General features: G+C 33.8%; 17 protein-coding genes. 8 read left to right on the top strand and 9 right to left on the bottom strand.

Annotation, left to right across the window (positions count from 1 at the left end; genetic code table 11):
• Nucleotides 1-8: 8 nt before the first annotated feature.
• The gene (locus NNH57_RS18710; RefSeq protein WP_254504212.1) at nucleotides 9-3152 is read right to left on the bottom strand and encodes a fibronectin type III domain-containing protein; all 3144 of its coding nucleotides are present in this window, start codon (nucleotides 3150-3152) and stop codon (nucleotides 9-11) included.
• 369 nt (nucleotides 3153-3521) lie between these two features.
• Between NNH57_RS18710 and NNH57_RS18705 the strand changes: the two genes are divergently transcribed.
• Both NNH57_RS18705 and NNH57_RS18700 read left to right on the top strand, forming a co-directional pair.
• Nucleotides 3522-4049: a hypothetical protein gene (locus NNH57_RS18705; RefSeq protein WP_108808072.1), complete on the top strand. Its 528-nt coding sequence runs from the start codon at nucleotides 3522-3524 to the stop codon at nucleotides 4047-4049.
• Between the two features lie 4 nt (nucleotides 4050-4053).
• Nucleotides 4054-4548 (top strand): nuclear transport factor 2 family protein, encoded by a 495-nt coding sequence (locus NNH57_RS18700; RefSeq protein ID WP_074405615.1) that lies wholly within the window; start codon nucleotides 4054-4056, stop codon nucleotides 4546-4548.
• On the opposite strand, the gene NNH57_RS18695 is transcribed toward NNH57_RS18700, so the two are convergent.
• The 6 genes from NNH57_RS18695 to NNH57_RS18670 form a co-directional block, all read right to left on the bottom strand.
• Entirely contained in the window at nucleotides 4545-5180 is a 636-nt protein-coding gene (locus NNH57_RS18695; RefSeq protein WP_255412063.1) for an HAD family hydrolase, read from the bottom strand. The genes NNH57_RS18700 and NNH57_RS18695 overlap by 4 nt on opposite strands.
• Before the next feature lie 35 nt (nucleotides 5181-5215).
• Entirely contained in the window at nucleotides 5216-7621 is a 2406-nt protein-coding gene (locus NNH57_RS18690) for a TonB-dependent receptor (protein WP_074405617.1), read from the bottom strand.
• A 4-nt stretch (nucleotides 7622-7625) separates the two neighbouring features.
• Nucleotides 7626-8345, bottom strand: a complete 720-nt coding sequence (recO, locus tag NNH57_RS18685) for a DNA repair protein RecO (RefSeq protein ID WP_108808074.1) — start codon at nucleotides 8343-8345, stop codon at nucleotides 7626-7628.
• A gap of 30 nt (nucleotides 8346-8375) precedes the next feature.
• The gene (locus tag NNH57_RS18680; RefSeq protein WP_074405619.1) at nucleotides 8376-8903 is read right to left on the bottom strand and encodes a DUF4136 domain-containing protein; all 528 of its coding nucleotides are present in this window, start codon (nucleotides 8901-8903) and stop codon (nucleotides 8376-8378) included.
• 177 nt (nucleotides 8904-9080) lie between these two features.
• Nucleotides 9081-10424 carry an NADP-specific glutamate dehydrogenase gene (gene gdhA / locus NNH57_RS18675; protein ID WP_108808075.1) on the bottom strand — a complete coding sequence of 448 codons (1344 nt, stop codon included), beginning with the start codon at nucleotides 10422-10424 and terminating at the stop codon, nucleotides 9081-9083.
• A gap of 103 nt (nucleotides 10425-10527) precedes the next feature.
• Nucleotides 10528-11667, bottom strand: a complete 1140-nt coding sequence (locus tag NNH57_RS18670; RefSeq protein ID WP_025665899.1) for a cystathionine gamma-synthase — start codon at nucleotides 11665-11667, stop codon at nucleotides 10528-10530.
• 155 nt (nucleotides 11668-11822) lie between these two features.
• On the opposite strand from NNH57_RS18670, the gene NNH57_RS18665 reads away from it, so the two are divergent.
• Nucleotides 11823-12560: a DUF3298 and DUF4163 domain-containing protein gene (locus NNH57_RS18665; protein ID WP_159099239.1), complete on the top strand. Its 738-nt coding sequence runs from the start codon at nucleotides 11823-11825 to the stop codon at nucleotides 12558-12560.
• A 59-nt stretch (nucleotides 12561-12619) separates the two neighbouring features.
• Here the strand turns inward: NNH57_RS18665 and NNH57_RS18660 are convergent, their stop codons facing one another.
• The gene (locus tag NNH57_RS18660) at nucleotides 12620-13084 is read right to left on the bottom strand and encodes a DinB family protein (protein ID WP_108808077.1); all 465 of its coding nucleotides are present in this window, start codon (nucleotides 13082-13084) and stop codon (nucleotides 12620-12622) included.
• 203 nt (nucleotides 13085-13287) lie between these two features.
• On the opposite strand from NNH57_RS18660, the gene NNH57_RS18655 reads away from it, so the two are divergent.
• Both NNH57_RS18655 and NNH57_RS18650 read left to right on the top strand, forming a co-directional pair.
• Nucleotides 13288-13641 (top strand): arsenate reductase family protein, encoded by a 354-nt coding sequence (locus NNH57_RS18655; RefSeq protein WP_108808078.1) that lies wholly within the window; start codon nucleotides 13288-13290, stop codon nucleotides 13639-13641.
• On the top strand, nucleotides 13634-14530 hold the full coding sequence (locus NNH57_RS18650) for a DMT family transporter (protein ID WP_108808079.1): 897 nt from the start codon (nucleotides 13634-13636) through the stop codon (nucleotides 14528-14530). Before NNH57_RS18655 ends, NNH57_RS18650 begins: the two co-directional genes overlap by 8 nt.
• Here the strand turns inward: NNH57_RS18650 and NNH57_RS18645 are convergent.
• Nucleotides 14527-15009: an acyl-CoA thioesterase gene (locus NNH57_RS18645; RefSeq protein ID WP_034245147.1), complete on the bottom strand. Its 483-nt coding sequence runs from the start codon at nucleotides 15007-15009 to the stop codon at nucleotides 14527-14529. The two genes, NNH57_RS18650 and NNH57_RS18645, sit on opposite strands and share 4 nt — an antisense overlap.
• 187 nt (nucleotides 15010-15196) lie before the next feature.
• On the opposite strand from NNH57_RS18645, the gene NNH57_RS18640 reads away from it, so the two are divergent.
• From NNH57_RS18640 to NNH57_RS18630, 3 genes are all read left to right on the top strand, one after another.
• Nucleotides 15197-16198: a bestrophin family protein gene (locus NNH57_RS18640; protein WP_108808080.1), complete on the top strand. Its 1002-nt coding sequence runs from the start codon at nucleotides 15197-15199 to the stop codon at nucleotides 16196-16198.
• Entirely contained in the window at nucleotides 16198-17163 is a 966-nt protein-coding gene (locus tag NNH57_RS18635) for a YheT family hydrolase (protein ID WP_074405629.1), read from the top strand. Before NNH57_RS18640 ends, NNH57_RS18635 begins: the two co-directional genes overlap by 1 nt.
• A 431-nt stretch (nucleotides 17164-17594) precedes the next feature.
• A complete protein-coding gene (locus NNH57_RS18630) occupies nucleotides 17595-21299 on the top strand; it encodes a VPS10 domain-containing protein (RefSeq protein WP_108808081.1) in 3705 nt (1234 codons plus the stop codon).
• The last annotated feature ends 264 nt before the right edge of the window (nucleotides 21300-21563 follow it).

Below are 21563 nucleotides of genomic sequence, written 5' to 3'. Positions count from 1 at the left end.
ATCTTTCTCTATTCTTTTACAAATCGAGTAACATGCTGTGTTTTATCAGAAGTAACTTTCAAGATATATGTTCCTGCTTGCAAATGATCTATCTGTACAGAAGACTTAAAATAACCACTAGACACTATTTTTCCTAATAGATTATAAATACTATAGGTTGCTTCTTGAGAAGGATTAAAAACAATATTTAGTACACTTCCACTTATTGGATTAGGATACACACTCATCTTTTGTGGCGGAGCAACTGAATCAAATTTATTCGCTTGTTCACTACAAGATGAAACAAGTATCCATCTTCTTGCACCACGTTCCCATAGATTACCTCTATATACCACTTGATCTCCTATATTATAACGTACTCCCGATATCCAAGTATCTACTCCTTCACAAAGACTAGCATTACATTTCCCTAGTTTTATCCATCCGTTAGCAGTTCTTTCATAAACATAACCCCTGTAAATTACTCGATCTCCAATAGCATAACTTACTCCAGATACCCATGTCTGTACTCCTTCGCAGATATCTGTTGTACTTCCTTCTTTTGTAGTAACCGATACCGTGTTACTAAATCCAGAAGTATTTCCTGCAGCATCTCTAGCCTTTACTTTAAACTCATATGTAGTATTTGCGGTCAACCCGGTAACATTGTAAGAGGTACTACTAACACTGGTAATCTTAACATTTCCCTGGTAAACATCATATACTGTTACTCCAACATTATCTGTAGAAGCTCCCCATGATAAAGACAGTGATGTCTGCTCAACATTTGAAGCCGATAAATTTGTTGGAACACTTGGAGCTTCAGTATCTGTAGCTTCTTTGGTAGTAACCGATACTGTATTGCTAAACCCAGAAGTATTTCCCGCAGCATCTTTGGCCTTTACTCTAAACTCATATGTAGTATTTGCGGTCAACCCGGTAACATTATAAGAGGTACCACTAACACTGGTAATTTTCACATCTCCCTGATATACATCATACCCTGTTACTCCAACATTATCTGTAGAGGCTCTCCATGATAAAGACAGTGATGTCTGCTCAACATTTGAAGCCGATAAATTTGTTGGAACACTTGGAGCTTCAGTATCTGTAGCTTCTTTGGTAGTAACCGATACTGTATTGCTAAACCCAGAAGTATTTCCCGCAGCATCTTTGGCCTTTACTCTAAACTCATATGTAGTATTTGCGGTCAACCCGGTAACATTATAAGAGGTACCACTAACACTGGTAATTTTCACATCTCCCTGATATACATCATACCCTGTTACTCCAACATTATCTGTAGAGGCTCTCCATGATAAAGACAGTGATGTCTGCTCAACATTTGAAGCCGATAAATTTGTTGGAACACTTGGAGCTTCAGTATCTGTAGCTTCTTTGGTAGTAACCGATACTGTATTGCTAAACCCAGAAGTATTTCCCGCAGCATCTTTGGCCTTTACTCTAAACTCATATGTAGTATTTGCGGTCAACCCGGTAACATTATAAGAGGTACCACTAACACTGGTAATTTTTACATCTCCCTGATATACATCATACCCTGTTACTCCAACATTATCCGTAGAGGCTCTCCATGATAAAGACAGTGATGTCTGCTCAACATTTGAAGCCGATAAATTTGTTGGAACACTTGGAGCTTCAGTATCTGTACTATTTCCTTTAGGGTACTTCCCTGAAATTGAAAACAATCCTAAAGAAGAATAATCAGAATAACCTGTAGATAGGTTTCCTTCTCCTACTCCATCTATTTCGATATAATATTTACCACTTTGCAAAGTAGTACTTATTGATGCTTTTAAACCTTGCGGATCAGAGAATGTAACTTCTTCTCCATTACTATTTAATAACCTTGCTTTAATATTTAAATTTGGATGGTATGGATTTGGGTCAAAAGAAAAATTCACCTCTCCTCCAGAAGTTTGAAAAGAGAATACATCTTTATCCGATGTTTTTTCAATGATTCCTTCGTTATCTGCTTTAGATACATTTCCATTAGTATCGGATACTAATTCTGTAGCATTATTTATAGTATTTCCATGATCATCTTTTTTATACCCGAAACCATTTCTAGAATTTGAAATAATTGCTAAATCATTCTCAGTATTATTGGCATTATTATATTCTCCTTTACTCCAATGCCCTAATGTTTTATTAGCACTCCAACCCATAATTGGGCTCCACTGCCCATGTCCTGAATAATATGTGGTTCCAGATCTTGTTCCATCGTGTCCTAATCCCAAAGTATGTCCTACCTCGTGAGACCCTGTTTCTCCGGCTGTTCTTGTTCCCAGGTTAAACACCCAACATGGATCGTCAGAATTCCAACTAAAAGAATTTAGATACGCTACTCCTCCAGACCCGGGAGCTGCATCATTTGTAGGCGTAAATATCGCCATCATTCTTTGGTTTTTTGGAGTAGCATCAAATACATCTCTTCTGGTCGTCACGTTTATGTTAAAAGGATTAAAATCATCTACCATAATCCTCCATACTGCAAGAATTTTTTCATCACTAAATCCTGCTGGTTGAGCATTAATAGTTCTACCCCCAGCCCAACGAGTTCCAGACACTACTTCTCCATCAAAATCAAGATAGATAACATGAGATGCTCCGGGAAGACTCTCTAATTGTATTTGTGCTTTCTGTGGGATAATTACACCAGAATCATCATTAACAGCAGCTTTTTCTTGTTCGAAATCTACGCATAGTATACTATGAATATTTTGATTACTCGCTAGTACTTCTCCATGATCATTGGTAGAAATCTTAAATGCTTTTTTCTGATCATAAAAGATAATCTCTCCAGATATTTTTCCATCGTTTTTAGTAAAACTAAAAACAGGCTCTGTTGTAGCAGTAGATTTAGTATTGTTAATCAAAACATTACCGGTTACAAAATACCCATCTACAATATTTTTTTTAACATTAATCTTAAGATTGTATGATTCTTTATCGGATAGTTTAATAATAAAATTGGTATTTCTTGACTTATTCGAAAATACTGATTCTGAGAAGCTGTTTACAGTTCCTATAACAACTTCTTTCTTATTTTGTGCAAAAGAAGAAAAAGAAAGAATCAATAAAAAGACTATTATATATGTCTTTTTAAATATGCCAGAAAACATCCTCTCATTAAAGTTTAAATTTTTCATGATCATGAGGTTTAGATAAGTGATTTGTGTTTGTGTTAGTTTAAATAAAAAAAATCATCGCAAAAGTAACTTATGTACCTTCTAAAATGTAGCTCTATTTAGAATTCATAAGGATCTAATTAGAATTCGTTAGACTATTGAAAATAATTGATAATAAAAATTTTAATATTCCTTTTATATATGGATATTCTGATGTGAAAAAAGGATTAAAAAAACACTAATCCAGTACGTTTTAAGATACTCAAGAAATAAAATACATAAGAGGTATAAACAAGTGTACAAATTTTAATATCTATTCTATTTGGTGATCACTTTACTATCATTTTGACATAAATACCCTATTTTTGAGTTCTTATTAAAAAATATATAATGCGGCTATTTTTCTTTTTAGGGATTACATTACTTTGTTTTGGATGTCAAAGTGAAAAAACTACCAATATACAAGGAAAAGCCCCCGTTGCTAAACTTGATAGTCTTTCTAAAGAAAAAATTAAATTAAACCTTCTGAAACTTTCTCCGGAAGCTGAAAGAAGTCTTGAAATTTTTGAAGATTTTCAAAACCTCAGAAGTTTTATAACTGTACTACGCAATGAGAATGCTTTCTACGTAAACAAACATGTTGATAGTATAGATTTTCTAGTAAGTACATTTAAAGAAAACCTTTCTGAAGACTTAAAGATAAACACTATTAACTCTCGAATTAGTGTTCTATCTACTGAAACAGGTTTACTAAAATTACTTTCTGAAAAGAAAAATAAAGATTCGGATATGGTTATGGAAGCTAATACAAGGTTAATTAAAGCTTATAATAGTTTGATCATACAATTAAATGAATTGTCATTAGCTATTCCAGAAAATATTGAAAAAGAGCTTTTAAGAGAACTAATTAAACATTAAACGTATGCAAAAGTCAATCCTATTTTTACTACTATTCGTCTATAGTTTTTGTTTTGCACAACAAAACACTGAAATTAATACTGCTCTTGAGCAATGGCACAAAGCTGCAGCCGATGCCAATTTTGAAGCTTATTTTGGCCTTATGACCGAAGATGCTATTTTTATAGGAACCGACGCTACAGAAAATTGGAATAGCAGCGAATTTAAAGCCTTTGCTAAACCCTATTTTGATAAAGGAAAAGCCTGGAGTTTTTCTACTCTTGAAAGAAATATTTTTGTGCAAAAGGAAAGCGATATTGCCTGGTTTGATGAGCTATTAGATACTCAAATGGGGATTTGTCGTGGTAGCGGTGTCATTCAAAAAACAGCTAATGGCTGGAAAATAAAGCATTATGTATTATCTATTGCTATCCCTAACGAAAATGTAGCCGAAATCACTAAGCTTAAAGAAGGATTTGATACTGCATTAATGCAAAAACTAAGAGCTTCTAAAAATTAGATCAGTGATTTTTTGAATGCTGACAGGGTAGAAAAGCAATGTTTAGCTCCGTTTTCCAGAAGTTTTGCCCTGTTTTTATCTCCTATACCCACAAAATCAAGAGATAAGTTTTGGGCTGTTTTTAAATCCCAAACACCATCCCCTATTGATACGATACGGTCAAAATTTTCTTTACCATAATACATCTTTGATCTTTCTATAGCTTCTAAAACAAAACCTTCTCTCGACTCGTGCGTTTTTGAAGTTGCCAATAGTTTTTCATCATACCAGATATCACATTGATCTAATTTGATCATTGCAGGTTTTGGTAATGCGCCTGTTGCAAAACAAAAAGGAATGTTACTATCTTTAAAAAACCGAATTAATGATTTGGCACCATCAATTTCTTTTACGGGATCAAACATTCCCATTTGATCAACCAAATCGATTTCAAAATCATCTAATAGTTCTTTGGGAAAGGCTTTCTTAAAATTGCGCTCGTAGTTATATCTCAATGCATAACTATCGGTATGATGTTTATACCTGTCATAATCGGTATCTATATTAGAAATCCCTAATGCCAATAACGAGTTAGTAACCGAAATCAAATACATAGGCACACTATCTGTAAGTGTTCCATCGATATCAAATATGAATAACGTATTCTTCAGATTTCTATTCTATGATGTTAAAGCGTATATTTTACCGATAGAATAAAATTTCTTCCTGCACCAGCTATACCAGAAGAGTAAGGACGGTATCGTTGATCGGTAATATTTTCTATCGATAATATCCCTTTTATATTTTTTGTTACTTGGTATTGTGTTCTAAGATTAAATGTATACCAAGATGGAGAATATGGATTACCATCTTGATCTTTGGCATATAAGAAATCATTGTTTTGCTGAGAAGGAGCCAGGTCTTCATAACTAAATTCTCCATTATACACTGCAAAAGCGTCAATTTTAAATTTAGGCAACATATAACTTACTTGAGTAGTTCCAAACTGAGGAGAAACGTGTCTTGAAGATGCAGTAGTACCATCATCAGATTCTTCTTCTCCTCCAACAAAAGTATACTTAGATATTAGTTTAAAATTTTCAAAAAACCTATATTCTAATCCAGCTTCAAAGCCGTATACTCTGGCGTTTGCTGCATTCTGAATAGCTTGTACGTTACTTAGTTCTCCACCAAAATCGATTTCTGTTTGCCCATTTAAATTATAGTCTCTTCGTATTAATGCATCTTCAAGATATGTATAATACGTCGACAGATCTATTGATAAATTTTTATCAAAATTTAATTTTACTCCTATTTCACCATTATATGCATATTCAGATTTTATGTCTGGATTCGGCACTACAACAGAACCTGGTTCTGAATCAAAAATCTTACCAACATCATCAATATTAGGTGCTCTAAAGGCTGTAGAGAAATTCAATTTCCATTGTATCATATTATTAGGAAACCAACTTAATCCCGCAGTACCTGTCAAGGCTTCGGTATCGATATTTGCTTCTGTAAATGGAAAATCAAAAAATTTGTCATCAAATTCAGAATATAGGATGATTCTATTATATCGTAATCCACCTTGAAACCTCAGTTTTTCGCTTAACTTATGCTTTATACTTAGATATGCTGCTATCGATTGCCAGGTAGATCCATCGGGGTATCTAGAGGGTGCGTCTTCTATAACATTAGTAGTAATATTACGTTCAGACCCATCAGAATACACTTGATTTAATACATACTCTAACCCATAATACAGAGTAGTCTTATCGTTAAATTTTCTTTCAAAATCCCAGTTTAATGAGTAAGCATCTACCTGTTCTTGGGTACTTTCTAAAATATCACTACCAAAATTGCGATCGTTTCTACTTTCTTCAAAATATTGATATGCTGCAGTGATTTTCATTTTATCATACAGCTTGCTTTTTGATTTATGTGATACTTGTAGGTTACCCATAAACCAGAGTTGTGGTCCATAAAACCACTCGGCAGATCTTAAATTTCCATCTCTCTTTCTAATCAAGCGATCATAACGCGGATAATCAGATGTCTCTGTATAGAGAAGATTGGCATTAAAATCCCATTTTTCGTTAGGCATAAAACGAATTTTCTGCAACAAATTAATCTGATCATACCCAGTAAACACTTGTTTTTCAGGATCAGCATTTTGTATAACAACATCTTCTCCGTTTATGGTTTCTACATATTCATTTCTCAAATAATCATCGGGACCATGACTTCCCATTTTTAAATCATCAAAATCTGTGTAGCTTGCACTGGTTAAAAATGCCCACTTCTCTAATCCGATATTAAAATCAACATGTCCCGTTTTTTCATTACTGGCGCTGGCATATCGAATAAGTGCATTACCACTTAGTTTATTCTTACTGTTTACAGCAAACTTAGGTTGTGCTGTATAAAAATTCATTACTCCTCCTACTGCATCACTTCCATACACAACAGAACCTGGTCCTAATATCACCTCTGTTCTATCAACAGTAAAAGGGTCAACCGATATTACATTTTGCACATTTCCTCCTCTAAAGATTGCGGTATTCATTCTCACTCCATCTACCGTGAGCAGTAATCGATTGGTAGAAAAACCTCTAATAATGGGGCTTCCTCCTCCTAACTGGCTTTTTTGAATAAAGACCTGACCACTACTTTGTAAAAGATCTGCAGATGTTTGTGGCATAGACAATTCAATATCATTAGAAGAAATACTTACAATTTTTTGTGTAACTTCTTTTTGTTCCTGCTCCCATTTTGATACCGAAATAACGACTTCAGAAAGTTGGTTTTCATCTGGTTTTAAATATACAGAACGTGATTTTGGTATTTTAGATTTAATTATACTTATCCCTAAATGCGAGATATGAGTAAAATATAGGATTTCGGTATCAGAAAATGCAGAAATATCAGCCACTCCATCAAAATCAGTTATCGCACTCTTAGATTTAATCTTATTGTAAATAGCTACATTAGGAATAGGCTGGTTATTTGCCGTACTAAATATTGTAATTTTTTGAGCATTACCAGGCAATGCAAAAAACATAGTCAATAAAAGAAATATAAATAACCGCATTATCTTAATTAAAAATTTCGTTTAAAACTGAAAGTGATTTCGGCTTCTTAAAACCGTGCAAATGTAGTTCAAAATATACTAATAGCATAGCCAGAATATCACTTCGTGTGTTCTTCGATAGTTTAATATCCATACTTGCCTCAAATGTTGTGCCTAAAAATTGTTTAAATAATTTTACCTGATCCCCGCTTACACAATATATATTACTACTGATAGATTGAAAAACGCCTTCCTGCATATTAAAATAGTCTGATTCTGCATGAGGGGTATCTGGATAAAAGCCAAGATATTGGGTAAGCTTGGTTAAAAATGTAATATGAAAATTACCAATAGTATCATGTGTATCTAGCCACATTAAAGCGGTTTCAATATATTCGAATAGATCTGTATTCGTTTCTTCTTCTTGTATAGAGTTCTTAAGTACTTCAGAAATAAAAAACACTAATGTCCCTTTTACAAAATCTGTATGTAACGATTTATAAATTGTTTTTATTTTGGCCTCTTTAATTCTCTCTAAAGAGCCTTTATCTCTATGAAAAGCTTGTATTTCTAACAAGGTGAGTGGTTGAAATAAAGATGCTTTGATTTTTCCTCGTTTAGATTTTAAAACTCCTTTTAGTAAATAAGAGCGTAACCCACTAGTTTTTGTAAACAATGAAACAATCAAGTCTGCTTCACTATATCGTAAGGAATGTATTACTATTGCTGGTGAGTTGATTATCATTATAAATCGAAAATAAATAAAAAAGTAATCTTATTCTTTATGCTTAGGTGGGTATTTAACCAGGGATTTTTCAATAATTTTTTGAAAGAAATTGGTACGTGCGTCTGGAGAGGCATTAGGGTAAAACCTTCTCTCGGCAATCGCTTGCCATACCAATTCATCTTTTTTTACATCGACAAAATCAATAGTAAGTTCAAGAAAAGTTTCTGGTCCGCCAATAGGAATAGATCCTCCTACACCGATACTAACACCACCGCTACCACTACCAACCCCTACACCAATACTATTACGTGAAGGCGTTTTATTCATAATTGTTTTAAAATTCATATAAATATCCGGAGTTTCAGATTTGGTAAACCCTTTACTTTGCATAATGGTTTCTGTTACCATCAATAATCGTTTTTGATCCAAATCATTAAGCTCAGAATTCATCTCAGGATAAAAAGCATAGGTCTTATATATTGAAAAATCCTGTTGTTCATCATAATCATAAATCGTATGTGTGACTCCACATGAGATTAATAGCACTAAAAAAAAGAAAAGACCTGCATGCTTCATAAGAACCAATTTAACTATAAAAATACATAACAAAATGATATCATCCTTACACTTGATTCATGGATAACATAATTTTGGGAAACGAAATGCATAATCGGGATTAAATATTCTTTTAATCAACAACAAAGCCGTTTAGAGGTTTCTCTAAACGGCTTTTGCTTATAAAATAAATCTTATTTATATAACCCCTTGCGCTATCATAGCATCGGCTACTTTTACAAAACCGGCAATATTAGCTCCTTTTACATAATCTACATATCCATTACCATCATTACCGTATTCTAGACAAGCAGAATGGATATCTTCCATAATTTGTTTTAGTTTATTATCTACTTCTTCGCGAGTCCAGTTATAACGCAATGAGTTTTGTGTCATTTCTAATCCTGATGTTGCTACACCTCCTGCGTTAGAAGCTTTTCCTGGGGCAAAGAAAATTTTAGCTTTATGAAAAGCTGTAATTGCCTCTGGTGTACTTGGCATATTAGCACCTTCACTAACACAAACACAGCCATTAGCAATTAACGTTTGTGCATCATCTCCATTTAATTCATTTTGGGTAGCACATGGTAAAGCTATATCACATTTTACTCCCCACGGGGTTTGTCCTTTATGGAACTCTGCAGAAGGATACTTATCGGCATACTCGTTGATACGTCCTCTTTTTACATTCTTAAGCTCCATTACAAAAGCTAGTTTTTCTTCATCAATTCCGTCTTTATCATAAATGTATCCAGAAGAATCTGATAGCGTCACTACTTTTGCTCCCAGTTGCGTTGCTTTTTCTGCAGCGTATTGCGCAACATTTCCAGAACCAGAAACTGTTACTATTTTTCCTTCAAAAGAACCTCCTTGGGTTTCAAGCATATTTTTTGCAAAATAAACCGTTCCATATCCAGTAGCTTCAGGACGAATTAGAGATCCTCCCCATGTAAGTCCTTTTCCGGTAAGAACACCCGTAAATTCATTACGCATTTTACGATACATCCCGAATAGGAATCCTATTTCACGACCTCCTACTCCTATATCTCCCGCAGGAACATCTGTATCAGGGCCAATATGTCTAAAAAGCTCACTCATAAAACTATGGCAAAAACGCATAATTTCATCATCAGATTTTCCTTTAGGATCAAAATCAGATCCTCCTTTACCACCTCCCATAGGAAGTGTAGTTAAGCTATTTTTGAAAACTTGTTCAAAAGCCAAGAATTTCAGAATACTTATATTTACAGAAGGGTGAAAACGTAATCCTCCTTTATATGGTCCTATTGCAGAATTCATTTGAATGCGATACCCTCTATTCACATGAATTTCTCCTTTATCATCTACCCAGGGTACACGAAACATGATCGCTCTCTCTGGCTCAACCATTCTTAACAGGATGTTTTTCCCATTATAAATTTCTTTTGTAGCGATGTAAGGGATTACAGTTTCGGCAACTTCTTGTACCGCTTGTAAAAACTCAGGTTCGTGTGCGTTACGAGCCCTTACCTCTTCCATGAATGCATCTATCTTTGCTTGCATATGTTAATTGAATTAATAGATTCTTATCTATAGGTTGAAATATCACGCCAAATATATGATATTCCTAAAAAAACAAGTTTATTTTTTTAATTTAATAATTAGGCTATCCAATAGCTTGTTCGAGATCCGCAATGAGATCATTAACATCTTCTATTCCGACACTTAATCTAATCAAAGAATCGACCACCCCTGTTTTCTCTCGTTCTTCTTTTGGTATCGAAGCATGTGTCATACTTGCAGGATGTCCTGCTAGGCTTTCTACACCACCAAGAGATTCGGCTAAAGTGAAAAATTTTAGATTCTCTACGATCTTAATTGCACTATCATAATCACTTCCTTTGGTAACAAAAGAAATCATACCTCCAAAACCATCCATCTGTGTTTTGGCAACCTCGTGATTAGGGTGATCTTCAAAACCTGGCCAGTATACTTTTTCTATTTTAGGGTGGTTCTTCAAATATTTTGCAATGGCTTCACCATTTTCACAGTGTCGTTGCATACGTATATGTAGGGTCTTGATTCCTCTTAACACCAAAAAACTATCTTGTGGGCCACAAACAGCACCGCTTGCGTTCTGAATAAAGTAAAGTCGCTCTGCCAGTTTTTCGTCTTTTACGATTAATGCTCCCATAACCACATCACTATGCCCTCCTAAATATTTGGTAGCACTATGCATTACAATATCGGCTCCAAGATCCAAAGGCCTTTGCAAGTATGGAGTAGCAAAAGTGTTATCTACAGCCAATAAAAGATTATGTTTTTTTGATATTGCAGCTATGGCTTTAATATCAATAATATTCATCATAGGGTTAGTAGGTGTTTCAACCCATATTAATTTGGTATTTTCATTTACATAATCTTCTACTTTATCTGCATTTTCCATCCCTATAAAGTGAAACTTGATTCCAAAATCTTCAAAGATTTTAGTAAACAAACGATAGGTTCCTCCGTATAAATCATTAGTAGAAATAACCTCATCACCAGGTTTCAATAATTTGATTACTGCATCTATGGCAGCAAGCCCCGATCCAAAAGCAAGTCCAAATTTTCCATTTTCGATACTGGCAAAAGAATCTTCTAATGCTTTTCTTGTTGGATTATGCGTTCTGCTATATTCAAAACCTTTATGTCCTCCCGGAGTGGTTTGAGCGTATGTAGATGTCTGATATATCGGAGGCATAACGGCACCATAAGCTGGATCGTGTTTCTGTCCTCCGTGAATTGTTTTAGTGTTAAATTTCATCTATTTATTAGTTTTTAACAAGAATAAATTAACTTGGTCGTTTTATGTTGAAAAACGGGACAAATGTATGATTTAATTCGTTCTAATCATATTTCGTCGAATACCTTTAGTAGATGATTAACACAAAAACTAACACGAAGTCAAAATTCATTCTTTTGCTCATAATTTTTTTGGGATTATATAGCTGTGACAATACAGAATCTTTCACTTTTGAAAAACAAAATTTTACTGTAGATACTCTTCTCGATTGCAAAAATGTCGATTGCGTTTCTTTAGAGATCAACTTACTAAAAATCGTTGATGACAATCCCATTGCCGTCACCATTAATAAAGAAATAGAAAATGCTGCTTGTTCTATTTTGAATATTGGTGAAGACGCATCAGAACCAACTCTGAAAGAAGCGATCTCTCAATTTAATAGTTCGTATCAAAATATTAGTGAAGAATTCCCTGAAGAAATTATCCCTTATGAAGCTACTATTGATTGTGAGCTTAGTTTTAGATGTCAAAGTTTACTCTCTGTCCTAATGGATTCTTATATATTTACGGGTGGTGCTCATGGAAATAGTACAGTTTCTTATCTGAACATTGACACAAAAACAGGAAAGCAATTTTCGAATAGCGCATTATTTAAGAATTATGATGAGTTTGAAGATTATGCAGAAAAAATCTTTAGAACACAATATAAAATCCCAGAAGATGAATCGATTAATAGCACAGGGTTCTTTTTTGAAAATGATACTTACAGCTTACCTTCGACTATAGGGTTTACAGATAAAGAGGTGGTACTCTATTACAATCAATATGAAATCAACTCTTATGCAGAGGGACCTATAGAATTAAAATTAAATAAGGAAGAAGTTGCTTCGTTTTTTGCCGTAGAAATTTTATAAGATGTGCAATTCTGTTTTTAAGTGAGAATACTGTTTTGAAAGTCTCTTTTTTTTTAAGTCTAAGACGATTGTATAGCTTTTCTAAGTGCCAGGATATATCCTAAATGAATCCCTTCGTGATAGTTGTTAAAATTCATAGCATCCTCAACAGATTTTAATACAAATCCGGTACTAGTTTCGTAATCATTGTAATTTTTAAAGATATCATCATTTAGATCCTTTTCTGTTTTATCTAATGTTGTAAATAAAAGCTTCTTTATTTCTGATACTTCTTCTACGGTAGCTGGCCGTTCTGTCTTTGTTCCTTTTCTATACAAATCTACCATTTCGTCGTCAATCATCATTGGTAATCCACTCAATTTATACACTAATAGTTGTTGGGTTACCACTACGTGTGCAATGTTCCAGATCAAGTTGTTTTTAAATCCTTCGGGTATTTCATTTAATTGGTCTAAAGAATAACTATCTAACATTTTTTCTAACATTTTTCGATTGACACGAGTAATTGTTATTGGATCTTGCATGGTATTTATCTATTTTATTTTTTGTTGTTCAAAAGGTCATACCTCGACTGTGCTCAGCACGAGTATAGAATTTGCCAATGATCATATCGTTTAGGAACAACATGATCATTATGATTCATTTCATAATTTTTAGCCAAAAATATGAGTTTTAATTGTGAAATGAATTTCCTTTGTGATGATTTTGACACTTAAAATAATCAACTGTGAAAAAAATATATCATTTGTCTACTTGCGATACTTGTAAACGTATTTTAAATGAATTAAATCCATCTTCAGATTTCATTTTACAAGACATTAAAAACGAAGCCATTACCACAGAGCAAATTGAAGAAATGTATGACTTAGCTGGAAACTATGAGGCTTTATTTAGTAAAAGAGCACGATTATACAAAGAACGGGATCTTAAGAATCAGAATTTATCTGAAGAGGATTATAAAAAATTGATTTTAGAACATTATACTTTTTTAAAACGACCGGTAATCATTATTGATGATAACATCTTTGTCGGAAACAGCAAAAAAGTGGTAGAACAGGCCAGTATTGCCATTAATGGATAAAAGAACTGCCGCATTATTGGCTGCATTTGGTGCCAGTTTGATATATGGTATAAATCATACTCTGGCCAAAGGTGTTATGCCTACCTATATCAAACCATTTGGCTTTATTTTATTACGTGTAGTTGGTGCTGCACTATTATTTTGGCTTGCATCTATATGGGCGCCAAAACAAAAAATAGAACGCAATGACTGGCCAAGGGTAGTTGCTTGTACCGTATTTGGAATGGCAATCAACATGCTTATGTTCTTTAAAGGATTGCAATTATCAACACCTATCAACAGTTCTGTAATGATCACCATTTCTCCTATTTTGGTGTTTATTTTATCTGCTTTTTTTATAAAAGAAAAAATTACTCTTTTAAGAACTATTGGTATTCTTCTAGGTTTTTCGGGAGCGCTGGGTCTTATTCTTTTTGGTTCCGAAATACGTCAGGATGCCCCAAACATCCCATTAGGAAATGCTTTATTCATTATCAATGCAGCTTCATATGCGGTTTATTTAATACTGGTAAAACCTTTAACAGCCAAGTATCATTCTATTACTTTAATGAAATGGTTTTTCTTATTAGGCGTTATTATTAATTTTCCGCTTACTATTTCAGAATTTAGTGAAGTAACATGGAGTTCATTACCTTATGAGGTAATCTGGAAAATGATTTTCGTTGTCGTAGCAACTACATTTCTCACCTATTTGTTAAATATATTTGCCCTAAGACATTTAAGAGCTTCTACAATTGCGGCATTCATTTATTTACAACCCCTATTAGCAATTAGTTTTGCCATGCTAATGGGTGCAGATACGCTAAATACAGTTAAAATAATATCTGCACTATTGGTTTTTTTGGGCGTCTATCTGGTTACCAAACCTCCTAAAAAAGTAACCTCCTAAGCCTGTTCTAAATCTACCGGAGTTTTAGCGAATTTTCTTGTATCCTCTTTAGTAAGTACTTTAAAATCTTTTGGTCGTTCTACAGTATCCATTAGTTGATGTATTTCTTCTGGAAGTGCAATTAACTTTCGAGTATTTAAATCCATCCAGGCACCCATCATTTCGCATTGTGCAAAATTTCGCCCTTTATAATCATAATATTTATGTCTAAATTCAAAAAACTTTCCGTCTTCACTTAATCCTGAAACTTCTAAAGAAACTTTTACTGGTCTACCATAAAATACTTCTTTAAAGTAATAAATATGCTCATAAAATACGACAGGGCCAATATTAAACTTACCTAAAAGACGTTGATCAAAACCCTTCTCTGTTAAAAAAGACATTCGGGTGTGCGCTGCAAATTCTATATATGCTTTATTCGCCAAGTGACGATTTGCATCAATATCATTCCATCTAATTTCAAAATCTTTTAAATACATATCGCTCTTTTTGAGTTGCAAAAATACAAAATAACTTATTATGCACGCATAACAGAGTGTTATTAAATATGTATATTTGATAACACACATAAAACAAAAAATATCCAGACCGTATACTATTTTCAGGATTTTAATGAAACAGGTTTTGAAAACCTATATGGCCTTTTTACTTTAAAAAAAACTCATCATGTATATTAAACGAAATATTGGTTGGGGGCTTATCCTTCGTTATGCTTGGAAAAACATCATTTTCTTCACTATATACACTACAGTTATTTTTTCACTGTATCATTTTTTAGATTGGAAATTTATTGATATTCCTTTTCAACCTCTCACTGTAATTGGTATAGCGGTAGCATTCTATATCGGTTTTAAAAACAGCCAAAGTTATGATCGGTTTTGGGAGGCTCGTAAGATTTGGGGTGGTATCGTAAACTATTCCCGAACCTGGGCCAATCAGGTATTATGCCTGGTAGATGATGATCAAAAAACTAAGGAAATTTTGATTTACAGACATATAGCCTGGATCAATGCTTTAAGAATTCAACTCAGACAACCAACTTCTTTTAGTTTAAAAGAGAACATAGCGGTCGAAAGCCTTTTTAAAAAACACGGAGAACAAAAGCCTGCATGTGACGCTTCAAAAATTTTTGTATCTGATCAGGAATATCAGGATTTACTAAAAAGGAAGAATCCCTCTACTCATTTAGTTAAAAATCAAGGACTTCATATTAAACAACTCCTGGATCAAGGTAAAATTACAGAGTTTGACAAGCAGCTTTTGCATAATATCCTAGAAGAACTATACAATCTTCAAGGTAAATGTGAACGTATAAAAAATACTCCCTTCCCGAGACAATATGCCTATTTTAGTACGTTGTTTACCTGGATATTTATTCTATTACTACCTTTTGGGTTACTTAATGTTTTTGAAAACAAACTAAATGAAATGACAAATGGTATAGAGCAATGGTTTGTCTTTTTAATGATACCGCTTTCTATTTTAATAAGTTGGGTTTTCTTTACTATGGAAAAAATTGGAAGTAATAGTGAAGATCCTTTTGAAGGAAGAATTAATGATGTGCCAATGACTGCATTATGTAAAACTATTGAAATCGACCTGCGTGATATGCTTGATGAAAAAAATCTTCCAGAAAAAGAACAACCAAAGGATAACATATTATACTAATGCCGTTACTTGAATCTAAGTATACCCCTCCTTTTTTATTCAGAAATGATTATATCTCTACTATATATCCTAATTTACTACGCAAAGTAAAAGGAGTATCACAAAAAAGAGAACGTGTAGAGCTTGATGATGGAGATTTTATCGATCTTGACTGGAGTTACAGTACAATACCAAACTCAAAAAAACTCACAGTCATTATTCATGGATTAGAGGGTAATGGACAACGCCAATATATACTGGGGTTAGCAAGACACCTAAATCATAATGGCTGGGATTCTGTAGCAATAAATCTTAGAAATTGTAGTGGAGAAGTAAATCGTCTTTATAGATCCTATAATGCCGGATCCAGTGAAGATTTGGATCGTATTATTAGGCATATTCTTATGTCACATACTTATACAAATATATCGATATGCGGATTTAGTTTAGGAGGCAATATTATGCTAAAATACCTGGGAGAAGGTCGCTCTTTAGCTTCAGAAATAAAAACCGCAGCAGCTATTTCGGTTCCTTGTGATCTTCATGATTCGTTGTCAGAAATAAATAAACCAAAAAATTACATCTATCAACAACGGTTTATTAATCACCTCAAAGCCAAACTATATGATCGACAAGTACAATTTTCTGATATCCTAAGTATATCCGATATTAAAGCCTGTACATCTCTTATGGATATTGATGAACTATATACCAGTAGAGCTCATGGGTATGAAAATGCAATGGATTATTATTCTAAATGTAGTTCTAAACAATTTCTGAAAAATATACAAATACCTACATTAATTCTTAATGCCAAAAATGATTCTTTCCTGGGAGATCTTTGCTATCCTTTTGATGAAGCTGAAGAAAACCCTAATTTATTTCTTGAAACCCCAGAATATGGCGGTCATGTAGGTTTTTATCTTCCTAATAAAGTATATTATAATGAATTGCGAACGTTAAGTTTTTTTGATCAACTAAATTAACATAGAATAAAAGAAAGATTTTTCTTGCAACATAGTTGCATTGTGAAGTTCTTAATGTTTTGTACAGTAATTTTATTCTCTTCATCGAAAAACTTTTTTTTATCAAAAAGATTTGATGAGCTTTGATCATGATTCTTCGATTTTAGAAGGAAATTTAACTAACTTAAACTCAACTCAACATGAAACCAAATCAAAAACCTACCTCCTCCCAGTATTAGCAAATAAGATTTTAAAATTTATAATCTTAGTATACTACTAGTTTTTCTCTACTTCAAAGAATGCCGAGAAACGAATTAACCCTATAAAAAACTTTCTATTATTCTATAATAATATTTATAGAGCGGTAATGAATAATTACCCTTATGAATCTATGAACTTCTAGTTCATCAAGTTTAATAAATCAATTTTTTAACATAAACTCAACACAAAAAATGAAAAAACCACTTATCATTTTAGCCGCACTAATTTGCTATATTGGGCATTCCCAATATAATTCAAGTGCCCCCTGGATGCAGGATTTAAATCAAAGCAAGAGTTCTTCAGGGGTCAACACCCCCGTAAAATTTCAAAAGATTACTACTGCATTTAACACCTATTGGACAGACAAAAATCATAAGAAAAAAGGTAGTGGATATAAGCCTTTTAAGAGATGGCAGGAGTATTGGAAGAATTCTTTATTACCAGATGGTACCGTACCAACTCCTGAGCACTTATGGAGAGCTTGGGAAGAAAAGAACAGTATGACTTCTTCTACAAATGCTGCTGCAAGCTGGATTCCTATGGGGCCATTTAATCATGAAGTAACTGGCTCATGGTCTCCAGGACAAGGGCGTGTAAATGTTGCTATTATAGATCCTAATAATCCTAATACATTTTATATTGGAGCTCCGGCAGGAGGAATATGGAAATCTACAGACAAAGGTGCAAATTGGACCTCTTTATCAGATAATCTCCCTCAAATTGGGGTTTCTGGTATAGCTATAGATCCTAATAATTCGAATATTGTTTATATTTCTACTGGTGATGATGATGCCAATGATTCATATAGCATTGGAGTTCTTAAATCTACTGACGGAGGAAATACCTGGGCAAAAACAGGCCTGGAATTTTCAAATTCACAAACTACTAGTAATGATATTTATATCGATCCAAATAACTCGAATACATTATGGGTGGCAACTAGTCAGGGAGTTTACAAAACTACTAACGCAGGAGCTGCGTGGACTAAAACATTGAATGAAGACGTAAAGGATATTAAACTCAAACCAGGCGATTCTAATGTAATTTATGCAGCTACAAAAGATTCTTTTTATAAATCAACAAATGGAGGAACCAGCTTTACAAAAATACAAAGTGGACTACCATCAAGTTCGGGAAGATTTGTTATCGAAGTTACCCCTGCCAATCCTAGTTATGTCTATGTTTTAAGTGCCAAAACCAGAAATGCTAATTATGCTTTTCAAGGTTTATATCGCTCAACCGATAGTGGAAATAGCTTTACAAAAACTCAAGAAACTACTAATATCCTAGAATCAGGTCAAGCTTGGTATGATTTAGCACTAACCGTTTCGGATACAAATGCCAATACTATTTTTGTAGGATGTCTTAATGTATGGAAATCTACCGATGGGGGAAATAACTTCTCGGCAATCAATGGTTGGGCAAACCCACAACAAGCCACATACACTCATGCAGATATTCACTTTTTACGTTATTATAACGGAAAATTAATGTGTGGTAGTGATGGAGGAGTATACTTATCAGAAAATGATGGAGGGAGCTTTACAGATTTAACCAAAGGACTACAGATAGGTCAGTTTTACAGAATATCGGTAGCAGCAAATAGTAGCTCTAATAATGTTGTAGGAGGACTTCAGGATAATGGAGGATATGCACGTAACGGAAACACTTGGAACAATTATTTTGGTGCCGATGGGATGGATTGTGCAGTAAGTGGTACAAACCCCAATACATATTATGGATTTATACAAGGTGGAGGATCTCTTTATAAAACTACCAATAGGGGAACAACACAAACTCATGTAACCCGAGGACCTGAAACAGGAAATTGGGTTACCCCTTTGGTTTCTGATAAAGATGGAAATATTTATGCAGGATATTCTAGCTTTTATAAACTAAATAATAATTCTTTTCAAAAACTTACTACCTTCAATTTTGGTGGTAAACTGGATCATATCGAAGTAGACCCGTCTAATACAAATAATATTTATGTTTCCCGTAAAAATAATTTATATAAAAGTACGGATAAAGGAGTAAACTGGACAAAAATCCATACTTCTGCTACAGATATTACTTCTATAGAAGTACATAATGATAACACTAATATCATTTATATATCTACCAGTGGGTATTCTTCATCAGGAGCCTCTAACGGAGTTTTTAAATCTACTGATCAGGGATCAAATTTTTCTAACATATCAGGTAATTTGCCAAGTGAGGCCAAAAATGTTGTCCGACACCAAAAAGGAACCGAAACTATTTATGTAGGTACTTATTTAGGAGTGTATTATAAGCAAGGAAATAACAATTGGGAAAATTATTCTGAAAATTTACCTAATGTTTCTGTACGAGATTTGGAAGTTAATTATACAGATAAAGTATTATTAGCAGGTACTTACGGAAGAGGTGTTTGGAAAGTCCCTCTTGTAGGATCATCAACTGCAGACACACAATCCCCTTCTACTCCTTCAAATTTAACAGCATCCAATGTAACACAAAATACAATTGATCTTTCTTGGGTTGCTTCTACGGATAATGTTGGAGTTTCCGGGTATGATATATATCAAGGCAATACTGTTATTGGTACAGTAACCACTACTACATATCAAGCTACAGGGTTAACTGCAAATACAGCATATTCTTTTAAAATAAAAGCTAAAGATGCTGCTGGAAACCAATCCGATTTTAGTAATACCATAACAGCTACCACTACTGATGGTGGTAATCCAACAAACTATTGTGCATCTAATGGTCAAAGTACTTCTGATGAATATATAAGTAATGTAAAATTAGGAACTATCAATAAAACGTCTGCCGCAGGAAGTGGTGGATATAGTGATTTTACTGCTGAATCTACTAACCTATCTAAAGGTAATGCCAATACCATTACCATTACTCCTACATGGACCGGAACTAAATATAGTGAAGGATACTCTGTATGGATTGATTATAATCAAGATGGAGATTTTGCAGATACAGGAGAACAAGTATGGACCAATGCAGCTTCACAAACAACTCCGGTAAGTGGTAACTTTACTGTACCTGCAACAGCAAAAGATGGAAACACTAGAATGAGAGTATCTATGAAATACAATGCAATACCAACTTCTTGTGAATCTTTCTCTTATGGTGAAGTAGAAGATTACACCGTGGCTATAGGTGGTGGATCAACAGGTGGGGATACTCAAGCTCCTTCTGCTCCAACTGGTTTAGCAGCTTCTAATGTGGCACAAACAACTCTTACCCTATCCTGGAATGCTGCTACCGATAATGTAGGGGTGACAGGATATGATGTATATCAAGGTTCTACTAATCTTGGATCAGTAACTGCAACTACAAGAAATATTACTGGATTAACTGCTAATACAGCATACCAGTTTACGGTAAAAGCTAAAGATGCTGCCGGGAATGTTTCTGGTTCTAGCAATACAGTTAATGTGACTACAACAGGAGGAAGTTCTGACCCTTGTACAGGTGTGGCTGCATATGATAGTTCAGTAAATTATCAGGTGGGTGATCGTGTAACGTATCAAGGATATCTATATGAGCTTACTAACTCTGGATGGAATAATCTTGGAGCATGTGGTGCATTCTTTGCCACTCCACCTTTTAATACGCAATTAAATAATATCAACAGTAACGACATTACAACAACAGATTTGAAAAATTCTGAATTTGTGATCTCTCCTGTTCCTGCAAAAGGCTTTATTACGATTCAAATGAACAATGCTAAGGATTTAGACTATAGAATCATTAATCACATTGGTCAGATGGTAAGAAATGGTAAAGTGTCTGAAAGCAAGGTAGAATTAAGCGGTTTACCAGATGGGATGTATTTCTTTTCGGTAATATCAAATGATAAAACACTAACTAAGAAGTTTATTATCAAGCAATAATATAAATTCAATATTTTTTAAAAGACCCCAAAACAGTTTGTTTCGGGGTCTTCTATTTACAGCAATCGTAGTCTTAATGCGACAAATTAAAAATGCTTAATCCTATACTTTTCTTTTGTAAAAAAAACATCATGATACTACTATGCACATATATCAATTTAATATAAAAATATGTTTTATAAACCCGTTGTGCTTTTCATTTTGAAACGATAAGTTAACTAGATAATAAAAGAAAGATTTTTCTTGCAACTATGTTGCATTGCA

Source organism: Aquimarina spinulae (genome assembly GCF_943373825.1).
Lineage (GTDB): Bacteria > Bacteroidota > Bacteroidia > Flavobacteriales > Flavobacteriaceae > Aquimarina > Aquimarina spinulae.
The sequence above is the reverse complement of the archived record's forward strand: the minus strand, read 5'-3'. Positions and strand labels throughout refer to the sequence as shown.